We start from the raw sequence: 15,926 nt of genomic DNA on the forward strand, positions 1-15,926 counted from the left end.
AAAAGGGCGCGCATCCGACGGACGCGCGCCCTTTGTATCTTTTCCCGGCCTGTGGTATACTACATGTAAGATGAAAGAGGAGGAATCTCCCATGGACCCCTATCGTGTGCTCCTGGTGGACGACGAGGAGGATATCCGGGTGGGCATCAGCCGGAAAATGGACTGGGCGGGACTGGGCTTCTCCCTGGTGGGGGAGGCGGAAAACGGCCAGGACGCGCTGGAGCTGGCCGAGCAGCTCCGGCCCGACGTGGTGCTCACCGATATCAAGATGCCCTTCATGGACGGCCTGGAGCTGTGCCGCATCCTGACCCAGCGGCTGCCGGCCGCCAAGTTCGTGGTGTTCTCCGGCTTTGACGACTTTGAATATGCCAAGCAGGCCATCCGCATGAACGTGTCGGAGTATATCCTCAAGCCCATCAACGCCCCCGAGCTGTCCGAGGTACTGCGCAAGCTGCGGGACCAGTTGGATACCGAGCGGGCCCAGCGCCAGGATCTGGAGATCCTGCGCAGCCGCTATGAGGAGAGCCTGCCTGTCCTGCGGGAGCTGTTTTATGCCCACCTGCTGGAGGGACGCATCCCTGCCGGGCAGGTCTACGACCGGGCGGCCCGGCTGGACCTGGACCTGAGCGGGAGCTCCTGGGCGGCGGCCCTCACCCACTTCGACGTGCCCCAGGCCCAGCGGGAGCTGCTCTCCCTGTCGGTGCAGCAGCTTTTGGACGAGAACCTGGGCGCGGGGACCTGCTGCGCCAAGGTGTTCCTCTACAACGACGCCATCGCCATCCTGGCCAGCTTTCCCCAGGCCGAGGCCCCCATCTACGATCTCATTGAGGAGCTGGACCGGGCCTGCAAGCTGGCCAAGAGCTATCTGAATTTGACCCTGACCGTGGGGGTAGGCGCCCCCTGCGGCTCGCCGGGGGAGCTGTCCCAGTCGGCGGCGGGGGCCCGCAGCGCGCTGGATTACCGGGTGCTGGTGGGTACGGGCCGGGCCATCTACATCGGAGATTTGGAGCCCGGTGCGGAGGCCCGCCTGGCCTTTGACGAAAACGACGAGCGGGAGCTGACCGGAGCGGTGAAGCTGGGCGGCGAGGAGGATATCCGCGCCGCGGTGGACCGCCTGGCGGACAAGCTCCGGCGGGCGGGGCTGGCCCTGTCCCAGTGCCACCTCTTCTTCCTGGAGCTGCTCACCTGTCTGCTGAAGCTCACCCGGGAGGCCGATCTGGAGCTGGAGGCCGTCTTTGGCGCCGGCTTTACCGGTGCGGTGCAGATCACCGACTTCAGCTCGCCAGAGGAGCTGGGGACCTGGTGCCTGGCGCGCTGCCTGCGCATCCGGGAGCTCATCGGCCGGCAGCGGACCGACTCGGCCTGGCGGACGGTGGAGAAGGCCAAAGCCTTTATCGCCGGGCATTACGCCGAGAGCGAGCTGTCGGTGGAGAAGCTGTGTGAGCACCTCCACCTGAGCCCGGCCTATTTTTCCACGCTGTTCAAGCGGGAGACGGGCATGAGCTTCATCGCCTATGTGACGGTGGTGCGCATGGAGAAGGCGGCCGAGCTCCTCCGGGGTACCGAGGACAAGACCTACCGGATTGCCGAGCAGACCGGCTATCTGGACCCCAACTATTTCAGCTATGTGTTCAAAAAGCATTTTGGCGTCTCTCCCACCAAGTTTCGGGCGGGGTGAGGCGCGGAAGGGAGGTGGACCGTGGGCGGATTTCTGAGCTCCATCATGGAGCGCTGGGGCAAGTTTTACCGCAGATCCAGTATCCAGGTCATCCTGTCCCTCTCCTTCACCGCCGTGGCCGTGGCGGGCATGATCTTCCTGGGGCTGACCCTGTTCCTGCGCTTCTCCGCCTCCAACAACGCCCAGCTCGCCAAGAACAGCCAGCGGGTTCTGGCCCAGGTGAATCTGAATCTGGACGCCTACCTGCGGGGCATGATGCGGGTGTCGGACACCATGTATTACCGGGTCATCAAGAATGCCGACCTGGACAGCGACAGCCTGGACGCCCAGATGGCCCTGCTCTATGAGAACAACCGGGATTCCCTGGTGTCCATCGCCGTGTTCGCCCAGAGCGGCGAGCTGGTGTCGGCCACGCCTCTGGCGACGCTGAAAAAGAGCGTCTCCCCCCAGCGGCAGGACTGGTTTGCCGCGGCGGTGGACCGGATCGAGAACCTCCACTTTTCCACGCCCCACGTCCAGAATCTGTTCGAGGACCCGGACTACCGCTACCGCTGGGTGGTCTCCCTCAGCCGGCAGGTGGAGCTGACCCGGGCGGGCTCCATCGAGGGGGGCGTGCTGCTGGTGGATATGAGCTTCAGCGGGATCGAGCAGATCTGCAAGGACGTGGAGCTGGCCTCCTCCGACGGCTACCTCTATCTCATCGACGGGGACGGGGAGATCATCTACCACCCCCGGCAGCAGCTCATCTATGCCGGACTGCTGGAGGAGAACAACCGGACGGCCGCATGGTATGAGGACGGCAGCCATGCCGAGACCTTCGGCGGCGCCAAGCGCCAGGTGACGGTCAAGACCGTGGGCTATACCGGCTGGAAGCTGGTGGGCGTGGTGCCCGCCGACAACATCTGGGACAACTACGGTCAGCTCCTGCTGTTCTTCCTCTTTGTGGTGCTCTTCTCCATTTTCCTGCTGGTCTTTGTCAACCTCCACCTGTCCGAGCGCATCTCCGTGCCCATCAAGACGCTGGAGCGGGCAGTGAAGGAGCTGGAGGCCGGCCGGGAGGAGGTGGATATCGACGTCAGCGGGCCCTATGAGATCGAGCACCTGGGCCATTCCATCCGCTCCATGGTGTCCACCATGCGCCACCTGATGGACGACATCATTGAGCAGGAGGCCCAGAAGCGGCGCAGTGAGCTGGATGTGCTCCAGTCTCAGATCAACCCCCACTTTCTCTACAACACGCTGGACTCGGTGGTGTGGATGACCGAGAACGGCCGCACCGACGAGGCCATCCTCATGGTGACCTCCCTGGCCCGGTTTTTCCGTATCTCCCTGAGTCGGGGCAGCAACATCATCCCCATTGCCGACGAGCTGGAGCACGCCCGGCACTACCTGACCATCCAGAAGATGCGCTACAAGAACAAGTTCTCCGCCGTCATTGCGGCAGAGGACGGGGTGGAGGGCCTTTACACCATCAAACTCATTGTCCAGCCCATCCTGGAAAACGCCATCTACCACGGCATGGCCTATGCCGACGGGGACGGGGAGATTGCCGTCCGGGCCCGCCGGGACGGGGAGGACGTGGTCATCGAGGTGGCCGACAACGGCCCCGGTATGCCCGAAGAGACGGTGGAGCGGCTGCTGGACCAGAGCTACGCCGCCGCGCCGGGCACCAAGGGATCGGGCATCGGGCTGCGGAATGTGCACCAGCGCATCCGGCTCACCTTCGGGGAGGAGTACGGCCTTGCCATCCACAGCGAACCCGACGCGGGCACCACGGTGTGCATCCGCCTCCCGGTTCTGGAGGGGCCGGAGGCGGCCGCCGTGCGAAGGGAGGGAGAGGCATGAAGCACAGGACCATGCTGCAGATGTCTATTCTGGTGGCCCTGGGCCTGGGGGTGCTCTTCTCCCTGGTGGCCTTTGACCAGCCCGGCCGTCAGGACACCGAGCTGCTGGAGGTCTCAGTCATCATCCGGGAGGCGGACAGCACTGGTTGGTCGGCGGCCCGACAGGGCATGGAGCAGGCCGCCGCCGACCTGGGGGCCGAGCTGCGCTTTCTCACCCTGAGCCAGTCCAACAGCGCGGAGGAGCAGCGCAGCCTGCTTGCCCGGGAGGTGGAGGGCGGCGCCGATGCGGTGGTGCTGGTTCCCGCGGACCCCGCGGACCTGGCGGACGCCGTAAAGGCGGCCGCCTCCCACGCCGCGGTGGTTACCATGGAGTCGGACCTGGCGGACAGCGGGGCGAAGGCGTGCATCTCGGTGGACAACGCCGCGCTGGGCCAGGCGCTGGGGCTGGCCGCCCTCAACGGCGTGCCGGAGGGAGGCGAGGCCGTTTTGGTGGACAGTGCGCCGGGCAGCGCCGGGGTATCCCGGCGGCTGACCGAGGCCGCCCGGGTGCTGGAGGAGGCGGGCCGGTCGGTGTATCTGTGCACCCTCTCCGGCGGACACAGCCTGGCGGAGACCCTGAACGCCACCCTCCAGGCCCGGCGGCCGGACGCGGTGGTTGCCTTTGAGCCCTCCGCCCTGGAGCAGGCCGCCCAACTGGCGCAGGGGCAGGAGAAGCCACCGCTGGTCTACGGTACCGGGGCCACCAGCACCATCGCCTCCTATCTGGAGCGCAGCAGCATCACCCTCAGCGCCGCCCAGAATGAGTTTGCTGCCGGCTACCTGGCGGTGGAGGCGGCGGTGCGGTCCGCCCGCGGCCAGGATCAAGCTGCCATCGCCCCCCTGGACTTTTCCCTCATCCGCCAGGAGAATATGTATGACCCGGACAACCAGAAGCTCCTCTTCCCGGTCACCCGGTGAGGTGGCTTCCAAACACGGAAGGAGGCCCGAATGGAATACCGCGTATGGCGTCGGCGGACCGCCGGCCTGCTCCTGCTGGCTCTGCTCCTGCTGGCGGGCTGCTCCGGCTCCAGCCGGGAGGGGCCCGTCACCGTCCGCATCGGGGTGGCCCTCTATCAGCAGGACGACACCTTCATCTCCACTGTGGTGCAGCATCTGGAGCAGTTTGCCCGGGAGGAGGAGCAGGCCCGGGACATCAAGCTCAATCTGAACGTGGCCGACGGCCGGGGCAGTCAGTCGGCCCAGAACGAGCAGGTGGACCGCTTCCTGTCTCAGGGCTATGACGTGATGTGCGTCAACATTGTGGACCGGACGGCGGCGGCCGTCATCATTGACAAGGCCCAGGCCGCGGGGGTGCCCGTCCTCTTCTTCAACCGGGAGCCAGTGGAGGAGGACCTGGCCCGGTGGGAGGGGGCCTATTATGTGGGCTCCGACGGGGCCCAGTCCGGGCAACTCCAGGGCGGCATCGTCCTGGACGCCTGGAGGGCCGACCCCGCCGGGCTGGACCGCAGCGGGGACGGCGTGCTGCAATATGTGATGCTGGAGGGGGAGCCCGGCCACCAGGACGCCCTGCTGCGCACGGAGTACAGCGTCAAGACCCTGACCCAGGCGGGAGTGGCCACGGAGAAGCTGGCCAATGACACGGCAAACTGGCAGCGTGGCCAGGCCGCCGCCCGGATGCAGCTCTGGCTGGAGGAGTTCGGCGGACAGATCGAAGCGGTCTTTGCCAACAACGACGACATGGCCCTGGGAGCCATCGACGCCTGCCTGGACGCCGGGCTGACGGCGGAGGAGCTGCCCTTTATCGTGGGGGTGGACGCCACCCCTCCGGCTCTGGACGCGATGGAGGAGGGGGCCCTGAAGGGCACCGTCCAGAACGACGCCGCCGGGCAGGCCCGCGCCCTGGTGGAGCTGGCCTGCGCTCTGGCCTGCGGCGAAAAGCCGGAAGGAGCGGTGGAGCTGACCGACGGCAAATATGTCTGGCTGTCCTATGCCACAGTCACCCAGGACAACCTTGCGGACTTCCGGAGTCCCTGAAACGGGCGGAAAGGTCCCCCGGAAGCGCGCTTCCGGGGGACCTTTTTCAAGAGCGCGGGGTCCGGTAGGCCGTGGGGGAGACTCCGGTGATCCGGCGGAAGGTCCGGGAAAAATAGAAGTGATCTTCGAATCCCACCGAGTTGGCCACGGCGCCCACGCTGAGGGTGCTGTGGCGCAGGAGCTGGCAGGCCCGCCGGATGCGGCAGCGGGCCAGGTAGTCGCTGGGGGAGCAGGCGAACTCGGCCCGGAAGGCCCGGTAGAGATAGCTCCGGCTCACGCCCACCTGACGGGCCACCTCTTCTATGGTGAGGCCGCGGGAGTAGTTCTGGTGGATGAACTCCGCCCCATGCCGGGCGTAGAGGGCCAGGGCCTCCTCCCCACTGGGGGGCGTGGCCTCCATCAGCAGGCCCAGGGCGGCCTGAAGATAGCCCGCCATGCGCACGGCGCTGGGGTAGCCGCTCCCACGGGCCTTGTAGATCTCCAACAGGGAGCGCCGGAAGCGGTCCCCCTCGGCCAGGGCGCACACGGAGCTCCCGCCGGCAAAGCCAGTCTGGGCCAGGAACAGCCCGGCGCTCACCCCGGCAAAGCCCACCCAGTAATACTCCCAGGGGTCGGAGGCCGCCGCGGCGTAGCGGGCCGGCACGTCGGGGCGGATGAGGAAGGCGTCCCCCGGCCCCAGGACGAAAGTCCTGCCCTCCAGCTCCAGCGTCCCCCGGCCGGAGACCACATAGTGGATCAGATAGTGGTCCCGGACGCCGGGACCCCAGGCGTAGCCCGGCGCACACTTTTGAAATCCGGAATTGTAGACCACCAGCGGCAGCTCCGCCCGGTCCGCCGCCTTGAAGGAGTGCTTGAAGCCCTGCGCCATATCCGCCATCCCTCCCTGCTGCATTCTTACCAACAGCATACAGGATGTGGAGGAAGGATGCAACTAAAATCCATGGAAAAGCGACGGGAGTGAATGGCATTTCCGGCCTAGACTTGATAGGATAGAGACAAACAGACAGGAGGAGATCCGAATGAACGAACATCGGACGCTGGAAGCGCGGCTGACCGCCGGGGAGCTGGACGGGACTCTGGTCCGGCTCTATGGGGCGCCGCGCCTGGAGGCGGCCCGCGCCCGCTGCGCCGGGGTGCTGGACCGCTATGCCAAGACCTTCGGCAGCCGGCCGGAGGCCCTGTTCAGCGCCCCCGGCCGCACCGAGCTGGGGGGCAACCACACTGACCACCAGCACGGCCGGGTGCTGGCCGCCGCCGTGGACCTGGATGTGCTGGCCGCCGCCGCCCCCAACCAGAGCGGCATGATCCGGGTCCAGTCCGAGGGGTATCCCCTCCTGGTGGTGGACCTGGCGGAGCTGTCCCCCCGGCCGGAGGAGGCCAACACCTCCGCGGCCCTGATCCGGGGCGTGGCCGCCCGCCTGGCCGCCCTGGGCTGTCCCCTGCAGGGGGCGGGCCTGGACGCCTATGTGGTCTCCAATGTGCCCGGCGGCAGCGGCCTGAGCTCCTCCGCTGCCTTTGAGGTGCTGGTGGGCGCCATGCTGAGCGGGCTGTTCTGGCCCGGCCGGTGCTCCCTCGTGGAGATCGCCCAGATCGGTCAGTACGCGGAAAACGTCTACTTCGGCAAGCCCTGCGGCCTGATGGACCAGACCGCCTCCTCGGTGGGGGGCGTGGTAGCCATCGACTTTGCCGACCCGGCCCGGCCTCAGGTGGAGCAGATCCCCCTGGACTTTGCCGCCACCGGCCACGCCCTGTGCATCCTGGACTCGGGGGCGGGCCACGCCGACCTGACGGCGGAATACGCCGCCATCACCGCCGAGTTGGGGGCGGTGTGCCGCTGCTTCGGCAAGGAGGTCCTGCGGGAGGTGCCCGAGGAGGCCTTCCTGGCCGACCTGCCCCGGGTGCGTGTGGCGGCGGGAGACCGGGCGGTCCTCCGGGCCTTCCACTGCTACGCCGAGAACCGGCGGGCCGGGGCGCAGGCCCAGGCGCTGAAGGACGGTGACTTCGACGCCTTCCTGGCCCTGGTGCGGGACTCGGGCCGGTCCTCCGCCCTCTACCTCCAGAACGTGGTCCCCACCGGCCAGACCACCCATCAGGAGCTGCTGCTCGCCATCGCCCTGTGCGAGCGCATCCTGAACGGCAAAGGGGCCGTCCGGGTCCACGGCGGCGGCTTCGGCGGCACGGTCCAGGCCTTTGTGCCGGCGGACCTGTTGGCAGAGTTCCAGACCCGGACGGAGGCCGTGCTGGGCGCCGGGAGCTGTCATGTCCTGTCCATCCGCCCGGCGGGCGGTGTGCGGCTGGCGTAAGGGGGGACGGAGAGATGATCGACAACGCTGTGGCCGCTCTGGCCGATTACGCCGTCCGCACCGGCCTCATCGAGGAGACCGACCGGGTTTGGGCCGTCAACCGCCTGCTGGATGCTCTGGGCAAAAAGACCTTTGAAGCGCCGGAGACGGTCGAGGCGCGCCCCCTGGAGGCCATCCTGGGGGAGCTGCTGGACTACGCCGTGGCCCAGGGGATCCTTGAGGACGGCGTCACCAGCCGGGACCTGTTCGACGCCGAGCTGATGGGCCGCCTGACCCCCCGCCCCTCCCAGGTCATCCGTACCTTTGAGGAGAAGTATGCCCGCTCGCCCCGGGAGGCCACCGACTGGTACTATCGCTTCAGCCAGGACACCGACTATATCCGGCGCTACCGCATCGCCCGGGACCGGAAATGGGTCACACCCACCTCCTATGGCGACCTGGACATCACCATCAACCTGTCCAAGCCGGAGAAGGACCCCCGAGCCATCGCCGCCGCCAAGGCGGCCCCCCAAGGGGGCTACCCCAAGTGCCAGCTCTGCCGGGAGAACGAGGGCTACGCCGGACGCATGGACCACCCCGCCCGGCAGAACCACCGCGTCATCCCCATCACCATCGACGGCCAGCCCTGGTTTTTGCAGTACTCCCCCTATGTTTACTACAACGAGCACTGCATCGCCCTCAACAGCCGCCATGTCCCCATGAAGATCGACCGCTCCGCCTTCCGGAAGCTGCTGGACTTCGTCAAGCGGTTCCCCCACTACTTTGTGGGCTCCAACGCCGACCTGCCCATCGTGGGCGGCTCCATCCTCAGCCACGACCACTTCCAGGGCGGGCGGTATACCTTCGCCATGGAGAAGGCCCCGGTGGAGCGGGCCGTCTCCTTCCCCGGCTACGCCGATGTGGAGGCGGGCATCGTCAAGTGGCCCATGTCGGTGCTCCGCCTGCGCTGCGCCGACGACGGGCGGCTGGTGGACCTGGCCGACCGGGTGCTGACCGCCTGGCGGGGCTACACCGACGCCGACGCCTTTGTTTTTGCAGAGACGGACGGCGAGCCCCACAACACCATCACCCCCATCGCCCGGATGCGGGAGGGACAGTTTGAGCTGGATCTGGTGCTGCGCAACAACATCACCACAGCGGAGTATCCCCTGGGTGTCTATCACCCCCACCCGGAGCTCCACCACATCAAGAAGGAGAACATCGGTCTCATCGAGGTGATGGGGCTGGCGGTGCTTCCCGCCCGGCTGAAGGGGGAGATGGCGGCGCTGGCCGACGTGCTGGTGAGCGGCGGCGACCTCCGGGCCGACGAGGCCCTGGCCAAGCACGCCGACTGGGCGGAGGAGCTGCAAACGCGGTACGCCTTCACCTGGGAGAATGTCACGGGCATTCTGGAGCAGGAGATCGGACAGGTATTTGCCGCCGTGCTGGAGCACGCGGGGGTCTACAAGTGTACGCAGCAGGGGCGCGACGCCTTCCTGCGGTTTATTGACAGCGTCAGATGACGCGAAAAGGAGACAGCTTATGAAAACCATTCTGGTGGCCGGCGGGGCCGGCTATATCGGCAGCCACATGGTGGCGCTGCTGGTGGAGAAGGGCTATGACGTGGTGGTGGCGGACAACCTGTGCACCGGCCACTGGCAGGCGGTGAAGGGGGCCAGACTCCGGGTGGGGGACGTGCGGGACGCCGCCTTCCTGGACCGGGTGTTCACCGAGTTCGACATCGACGGGGTCATCAACTTCGCCGCCTATTCCCTGGTGGGGGAGAGCGTCACCGATCCCCTCAAGTACTATGGCAACAATGTGGCGGGAGCCCAGACCATGCTCCAGACCATGAAGAACCACGGCGTGGACAAGATCGTCTTTTCCTCCACCGCCGCCACCTACGGCGAGCCGGAGAAGCAGCCCATTGAGGAGACCGACCGCACCGACCCCACCAATCCCTACGGGGCCAGCAAGCTGGCCATCGAGGGGATGCTCAAATGGTGCGACCGGGCCTACGGCATCCACTATGCCGCCCTGCGCTACTTCAACGCCGCCGGGTCCAACCCCGACGCCGGCATCGGGGAGGACCACCACCCCGAGACCCACCTCATCCCCATCGTGCTCCAGGCTGCGCTGGGCAAGCGGAGCCACGTGGGCATCTTCGGCGACGACTACCCCACCCCCGACGGCACCTGCATCCGGGATTACATCCATGTCCGGGACCTGGTGGAGGCCCACCTGCTGGCCCTGGAGCACCTGGAACGGACCGGAGAGAGCGGTGTGTTCAACCTGGGTAGCGGCGACGGTTTCTCGGTGAAGGAGATCGTGGAGACGGCCCAAAAGGTCACCGGCCGGGCCATCCCCGCTAAAATCGAGCCCCGCCGGGCGGGGGACCCGTCGGTGCTTATCGCCTCCAATGCCAAGGCCGCCCAGGTGCTGGGCTGGAAGCCCACCCGGGGTCTGGAACAGATCATCGCCGACGCCTGGGCCTGGCACCAGAGCCATCCGGACGGCTACGAGGGCTGAGGGATGTATGAGGTAAAGCCATTCGGGGCGGTGAACGGCCAGGATGTGCCGGTGATCCGCCTGTCGGATGGGGTGTGCACGGCGGAGCTTCTTCCCCTGGGCGCGGCGGTCCGCAGCCTGTGGGTGCCGGACCGGGCGGGGCAGCCCACGGACATCTGCCTGGGTTATGACGATCTGGACTGCTACCGGACTCTGGACGCCTGCTTGGGCGCCACCATTGGCCGGTGCGCCAACCGCATCGGCGGGGCCCGGTTCACCATCGACGGCCGGGAGTACCAGGTGACGGCCAACGAGGGGACGAACAGCCTCCACGGCGGCGCGGAAGGCTTCCATCAGAAGCTGTGGCGCTTTGCCTGCCGGGGAAACAGCGTGGCTTTTTCCCTGGAGTCCCCGGATGGAGAGGAAGGCTTCCCCGGAAACCTCCGGGTGGAGGTGACCTATACCCTGGAAAACGCCGCGCTGACCATCGACTACCGGGCGGTCAGTGACAAGACCACCGTGGTGAACCTGACCAACCACACCTACTTCAATCTTGCGGGCCACGACAGCGGGCCGGTGGACGGCCAGATCCTCACGCTGGCGGCCGACCGTTACACCCCCTGTGGGCCGGGCAATATCCCCACCGGGGCGCTTGCCTCCGTGGCGGGGACCCCCCTGGACCTGCGCTCCCCCGCCCGGCTGGGAGACCGGCTGGACCACCCCTTTCTGGCCGGGACCCGGGGCTTTGACCACAATTTTGTGCTGCGCAGCCCGGCGACGGGGCCCGCCGCCGTCCTTTCCAGCCCGGAGACCGGCGTGGCGCTGGAGCTGGAGACCACCCTGCCCGGGGTACAGGTCTATACCGCCGGTTTTCTGGGGGAGCGAAGGGGGAAAGGTGGTGCCCTTTACGGTCCCCGCCATGCCGTATGCCTGGAAACCCAGTATTTTCCAGATGCAGTCAACCAACCGAGCTTTCCATCGCCGGTCCTGCGGGCGGGAGAGACCTACCGCCAGCGCACCGTCTACCGTTTTCGCACCGAGCCATAAGTCCAGGCTGGGATTTTCCGCAAAACCGCTTTTCCTGCTTGAAATCCTACCTTCTCGGTGGTATTATAAGGAGAAAAGAAGGAGGGCGTGCCATGAAAATTTCCACGAAAGGGCGGTATGCCCTGCGGCTGATGCTGGACCTGGCCCTGTCGAACGACGGCCAGCCCGTCTCGCTGCGGGACGTGGCCAAGCGTCAGGGCATTTCGGACAAATATCTGGAGCAGATTGTGACCTCACTCTCTCGCGCCGGTCTGGTGCGGAGCGTCCGGGGGGCGGGCGGGGGTTACCTGCTGACCCGGGACCCGGGCAGCTATACGGTGGGGGAGATTCTCCGCCCGCTGGAGGGGAGCCTGGCGCCGGTGAGCTGTGTGGACGGCAGCGACTGCTGCGACCGGGTGGACCATTGCGTCACCGTGGACGTTTGGCGGCAGATCCAGGAAGCGGTGTCCTCCGTGGTGGACCACATCACCCTGCGCGACCTGGTGGAGCAGTATCACCAAAAGACCCAGGACCAAGCCAATCCGTAACCGTGTATGGGCCCGGCCATTTGGATGCCGGGCCCATTTTTGATACAGAGTTTCAAAAACGCCCTTGACAAGCCAGCGATTCCGGCCTATAATCCTAGTAAACAGATATGAATAAGGGAATTAAAAAGTTTTCGGAAGGAGTCGATCCTATGTCCCGTTTTCTCTATGCCGATCACGCCGCCACCACCCGGCTTTCCCCCGGAGCGCTGGCCGCTATGATGCCCCATCTGCAGGAGGCTTATGGCAATCCCTCCAGTCTCTACTCCTTTGGTCAGCAGGCCAAGGCCGATTTGGAAGCCGCCCGGGCGGATATCGCCGCCTGTCTGAACGCCCGGCCGGAGGAGCTCTATTTCACCTCCTGCGGCACCGAGGCCGACAACTGGGCCCTGCGCGGGGTGGCGGAGCTCCGTCAGAAGAAGGGCAGGCACATCATTACCTCCGCCATCGAGCACCACGCCATCCTCCACACGGCCCAGTACCTGGAAAAGCAGGGCTATGAGGTGACCTACCTGCCGGTGGACGCCCAGGGCCGGGTGGACCCGGCGGCGGTGCAGGCCGCCCTCCGGCCCGATACCATCCTGATCTCTGTGATGGCTGCCAACAATGAGATCGGCACCATTGAGCCCGTGGCCGAGATCGGAGCCATTGCCCGGGCCGCCGGGGTGCTGTTCCACGTTGACGCGGTGCAGGCGGTGGGCCACATCCCCGTGGATGTGGAGGCCTGGAGCTGCGACCTGCTCAGCCTGTCCGGCCACAAGTTCGGCGGTCCCCGAGGCATCGGGGCCCTGTATATGCGCAAGCCCCTGCGCCTGCCGCCCCTCATCCATGGCGGCGGCCAGGAGAAGGGCCGCCGGTCGGGCACGGAGAACGTGGCTGGAGCGGCGGGCATGGCCGTTGCGCTGAAGGAGTCCGTGGCCCGGCTGGAGGACGAGTCCGCCCGGCTGACTGCCCTGCGGGACCGGCTGATCCAGGGCCTGACCCAGATCCCCTGCTCCCGTCTCACTGGCGACCCGGTGAACCGCCTGCCGGGCACCGCCTCCTTTGTCTTTGAAGGGGTGGAGGGGGAGGCCCTGCTGCTCCACCTGGACGCCAAGGGCATCTGCGCCTCCTCCGGTTCGGCCTGCTCCTCCGCCTCCCTGGACCCCTCCCATGTGCTGCTGTCCATCGGTCTGCCTCATGCGGTGGCCCACGGCTCCCTGCGTCTGAGCCTGGGGGCGGACAACACCGAGGCGGATGTGGACTACCTGCTGAAGGAGGTCCCCGCCGTGGTGAGCTACCTGCGGGAGATGTCCCCCGTGTGGGACAAGGCCGCGCAGCGGCCCACCTGGGACCTGACCGCCTGAGAGCTTGAATACAGAAAGGAGAATTCCTCATGCTTTATACAGAAAAGGTAATGGATCACTTTGAGCATCCCCGGAATGTGGGGGAGATCGAGAACGCCGACGGGGTGGGCCAGGTGGGCAACCCCAAGTGCGGCGATATTATGAAGATGTACCTGAAGATTGACGACGGCGTCATCACCGACGTGAAGTTCAAGACCTTCGGCTGCGGCTCGGCCATCGCCACCTCCTCCATGGCCACCGAGCTCATCAAGGGCAAGCCCATCGAGGAGGCCATGACCCTGACCAACGCCGCGGTGGCCGAGGCGCTGGACGGCCTGCCCGCCTATAAGATGCACTGCTCGGTGCTGGCGGAGGAGGCCATCAAGGCTGCGCTGGCCGACTACTACCGGCGGCAGGGCAGGCCGGTGCCGGAATCCCTCCGACTGCCCTGTGAGGACGGAGAGCACGGCTCCTGCTGTTCCTGCCACTGAGTGTTCCGGGCTTTTCTCCTTGACAGGCGCGACCTCTTGTCATAGAATGAACTATGCATGAAATTCCGGGCTTTGCCCAGAAAAAATGGGAATTGTTTGGAAAAACAGTCCCAGAAGGAGATCGTTTCCGTGATCGAGCTCAAACACCTGTCAAAAACCTTCCATACCGGCGAGGGAGAGCTCCACGCCCTGGAGGACATCAGCCTGACCATCCGGACCGGAGACATTTTTGGGATCGTGGGCATGTCCGGCGCGGGCAAGTCCACCCTGGTCCGGTGCATCAATCTGCTGGAGAAGCCCACCTCCGGTCAGGTCCTGGTGGACGGCCTAGTGGACGGCGGAGGGACCGGCCCGCTGGACATGTGCCAGATGACGCCCACCCAGCTCCGTCAGGCCCGGCGCTCCATCAGCATGATCTTTCAGCAATTTAATTTGCTGATGCAGCGCACCTGTCTGAAGAACATCTGCTTCCCCATGGAGATCGCCGGCGTCCCGGCGGCCCAGGCCCGCAAGCGGGCTCTGGAGCTGCTGGACATCGTGGGCCTGCCCGACAAGGCGGACGCCTATCCGGTGCAGCTCTCGGGCGGGCAGAAGCAGCGCATCGCCATCGCCCGGGCCCTGGCCTCCGATCCCAAGGTGCTGCTGTGCGACGAGGCCACCTCCGCCCTGGACCCCACCACCACCCGGGCCATCCTCCGGCTCATCCAGGACATCAACCGGCGCCTGGGCATCACCGTCATCGTCATCACCCATGAGATGGCGGTGGTGGAAGAGATCTGCACCCATGTGGCCATCCTGGAGCACGGCCGTATGGTGGAGACCGGCACGGTGGAGGAGGTCTTTTCCAACCCCAAGACCGAGGCGGGCCGGCGGCTGGTTTACCCCGAGGGGGCCCATATCGACCAGTTCCCCGCGGCCAACGTGGTGCGCATCGCCTTCAACGGCGGTTCCTCCTATGAGCCGCTCATCGCCTCGCTGGCCATTGACTGCGGGGTTAAAGTCAACATTTTGGGGGCTGACACCCGCAACGTGAGCGGCAAGGCCTTTGGCTCCATGCTGCTGGGCTTGCCCCAGGACGCGGCGGAGGCCGCCAGAGCTCTGAGCTATCTCAGGGCCCAGAAGGATGTCACGGTGGAGGAGGTGCGCGACTACCATGCGTGAGCTGCTGCAAAATCCGGAGGTGGTCCGCCTGCTGTCCTTGGGCAAGGACGGCCTGCTGTTCGCCATCTGGGAGACCTGCTACGTCACTGTCATCGCCACCTTTTTTGCCTACGTCATCGGCCTGCCCCTGGGTGTGCTGATGGTGGCAGGGGAGGAGGGGGGCGTGCGGCCCCTGCCTCGGCCCGTCATGAGCGCCCTCAACGTGATCATCAACATCCTGCGCTCGGTGCCCTTTCTGATCCTGATGGTGCTGGTCATCCCCCTGTCCCGGGTGATTTTGGGTACCAGCATCGGCACGGTGGCTACAATTATCCCCCTCATCGTGGCCGCCTTCCCCTTCGTGGCCCGTCTGGTGGAGGCGTCCATCCGCGAGGTGGACAAGGGGGTGGTGGAGGCCGCTCAATCCATGGGCTGTTCCCCTCTGCAAATCATCGCCAAGGTGATGATCCCGGAAAGCCGCCCTTCCCTCATCTCCGGCTTTACCACTGCGTTTATCACCATCCTCAGCTACGGCGCCATGGCCGGCGCCATCGGCGGCGGCGGACTGGGCTCCATGGCGCTGAATCTGGGCTACCAGCGCCGCATGAACATCATCCTCTGGGTCTCGGTGGTGGTGCTGGTCATCCTGGTGCAGATCTTCCAGTCCGTCGGCACTTGCCTGGCGGTCCGGTTCGACCGCCGGATCGGCCCCGGCGGAAAGAGGCGTCGGCGCAAAGAGACTGGACAGAATATACAAAAGGAGCGCAAGATTCCAGGCACTATGTGAGCAAAATTCCCACTTGACGAGCGGGTGGTGCCTGGATTAAACTATTAAACAATCGAATACCGCTCAACAAAGGCAAGGAAGAGAAGAGTAGGCACGGAGATACGTTGCAGAGAGCCCCGGCTGGTGGGAAGGGGTACGGAAGGCCGCGCTGAACATGGTCTTGGAGCTGCGCACCGACTGCCGAAAGGCACAGGCTGCGACGGGAAGCGCCCGTGATCGCGCTGGCGTATCGGTCTGTCCTGTACGCTCTAAGGCCCTGGCCGCGA

The 15,926-nt window shown here is 66.0% G+C and carries 14 protein-coding genes; 13 read left to right on the top strand and 1 reads right to left on the bottom strand.

The annotated features are described in order from the left end of the window. Positions 1-91: 91 nt before the first annotated feature. The 4 genes from B3H64_RS00330 to B3H64_RS00345 are packed head-to-tail and all read left to right on the top strand — an operon-like array spanning position 92 to position 5,556. Entirely contained in the window at positions 92-1,678 is a 1,587-nt protein-coding gene (locus B3H64_RS00330; protein WP_050617164.1) for a response regulator, read from the top strand. A gap of 45 nt (positions 1,679-1,723) precedes the next feature. Further along, on the top strand, positions 1,724-3,523 hold the full coding sequence (locus B3H64_RS00335) for a sensor histidine kinase (RefSeq protein ID WP_286732068.1): 1,800 nt from the start codon (positions 1,724-1,726) through the stop codon (positions 3,521-3,523). After that, positions 3,520-4,479: a sugar ABC transporter substrate-binding protein gene (locus B3H64_RS00340; protein WP_286732054.1), complete on the top strand. Its 960-nt coding sequence runs from the start codon at positions 3,520-3,522 to the stop codon at positions 4,477-4,479. The genes B3H64_RS00335 and B3H64_RS00340 overlap by 4 nt, the downstream gene beginning before the upstream one ends. A gap of 30 nt (positions 4,480-4,509) precedes the next feature. Next, positions 4,510-5,556, top strand: a complete 1,047-nt coding sequence (locus B3H64_RS00345; RefSeq protein WP_286732055.1) for a galactose ABC transporter substrate-binding protein — start codon at positions 4,510-4,512, stop codon at positions 5,554-5,556. Between the two features lie 46 nt (positions 5,557-5,602). Here B3H64_RS00345 and B3H64_RS00350 read toward each other — a convergent pair whose 3' ends face one another. After that, the gene (locus tag B3H64_RS00350; RefSeq protein ID WP_286732056.1) at positions 5,603-6,424 is read right to left on the bottom strand and encodes an AraC family transcriptional regulator; all 822 of its coding nucleotides are present in this window, start codon (positions 6,422-6,424) and stop codon (positions 5,603-5,605) included. 151 nt (positions 6,425-6,575) lie between these two features. Here B3H64_RS00350 and B3H64_RS00355 point away from each other — a divergent pair, with 151 nt between their 5' ends. The 9 genes from B3H64_RS00355 to B3H64_RS00395 all read left to right on the top strand — a co-directional run bounded on the left by B3H64_RS00355 (position 6,576) and on the right by B3H64_RS00395 (position 15,660). Then, entirely contained in the window at positions 6,576-7,859 is a 1,284-nt protein-coding gene (locus B3H64_RS00355; RefSeq protein ID WP_286732057.1) for a galactokinase, read from the top strand. 14 nt (positions 7,860-7,873) lie between these two features. Further along, complete coding sequence (galT, locus tag B3H64_RS00360) at positions 7,874-9,361, top strand: UDP-glucose--hexose-1-phosphate uridylyltransferase (protein ID WP_286732058.1); 1,488 nt, start codon at positions 7,874-7,876, stop codon at positions 9,359-9,361. A gap of 19 nt (positions 9,362-9,380) precedes the next feature. Next, positions 9,381-10,367: a UDP-glucose 4-epimerase GalE gene (galE, locus tag B3H64_RS00365; RefSeq protein ID WP_238074162.1), complete on the top strand. Its 987-nt coding sequence runs from the start codon at positions 9,381-9,383 to the stop codon at positions 10,365-10,367. 3 nt (positions 10,368-10,370) lie between these two features. Further along, a complete protein-coding gene (locus B3H64_RS00370; protein WP_286732059.1) occupies positions 10,371-11,393 on the top strand; it encodes an aldose epimerase family protein in 1,023 nt (340 codons plus the stop codon). A 92-nt stretch (positions 11,394-11,485) separates the two neighbouring features. Further along, positions 11,486-11,920, top strand: coding sequence for an RrF2 family transcriptional regulator (locus B3H64_RS00375; RefSeq protein ID WP_050617157.1), 435 nt, complete (start codon positions 11,486-11,488; stop codon positions 11,918-11,920). A gap of 149 nt (positions 11,921-12,069) precedes the next feature. Then, on the top strand, positions 12,070-13,263 hold the full coding sequence (gene nifS / locus B3H64_RS00380; RefSeq protein ID WP_050617156.1) for a cysteine desulfurase NifS: 1,194 nt from the start codon (positions 12,070-12,072) through the stop codon (positions 13,261-13,263). Positions 13,264-13,292: 29 nt separating this feature from the next. Further along, the gene (nifU, locus tag B3H64_RS00385; RefSeq protein WP_050617155.1) at positions 13,293-13,733 is read left to right on the top strand and encodes a Fe-S cluster assembly scaffold protein NifU; all 441 of its coding nucleotides are present in this window, start codon (positions 13,293-13,295) and stop codon (positions 13,731-13,733) included. 129 nt (positions 13,734-13,862) lie between these two features. Beyond that, positions 13,863-14,894 (top strand): methionine ABC transporter ATP-binding protein, encoded by a 1,032-nt coding sequence (locus B3H64_RS00390; RefSeq protein WP_050617590.1) that lies wholly within the window; start codon positions 13,863-13,865, stop codon positions 14,892-14,894. After that, a complete protein-coding gene (locus B3H64_RS00395; protein ID WP_050617154.1) occupies positions 14,887-15,660 on the top strand; it encodes a methionine ABC transporter permease in 774 nt (257 codons plus the stop codon). The genes B3H64_RS00390 and B3H64_RS00395 overlap by 8 nt, the downstream gene beginning before the upstream one ends. Positions 15,661-15,926: the final 266 nt, after the last annotated feature.

This window comes from Intestinimonas sp. UBA1698 (assembly GCF_002320075.1).
Classification (GTDB): Bacteria; Bacillota; Clostridia; order Oscillospirales; family Oscillospiraceae; genus Intestinimonas; species Intestinimonas massiliensis.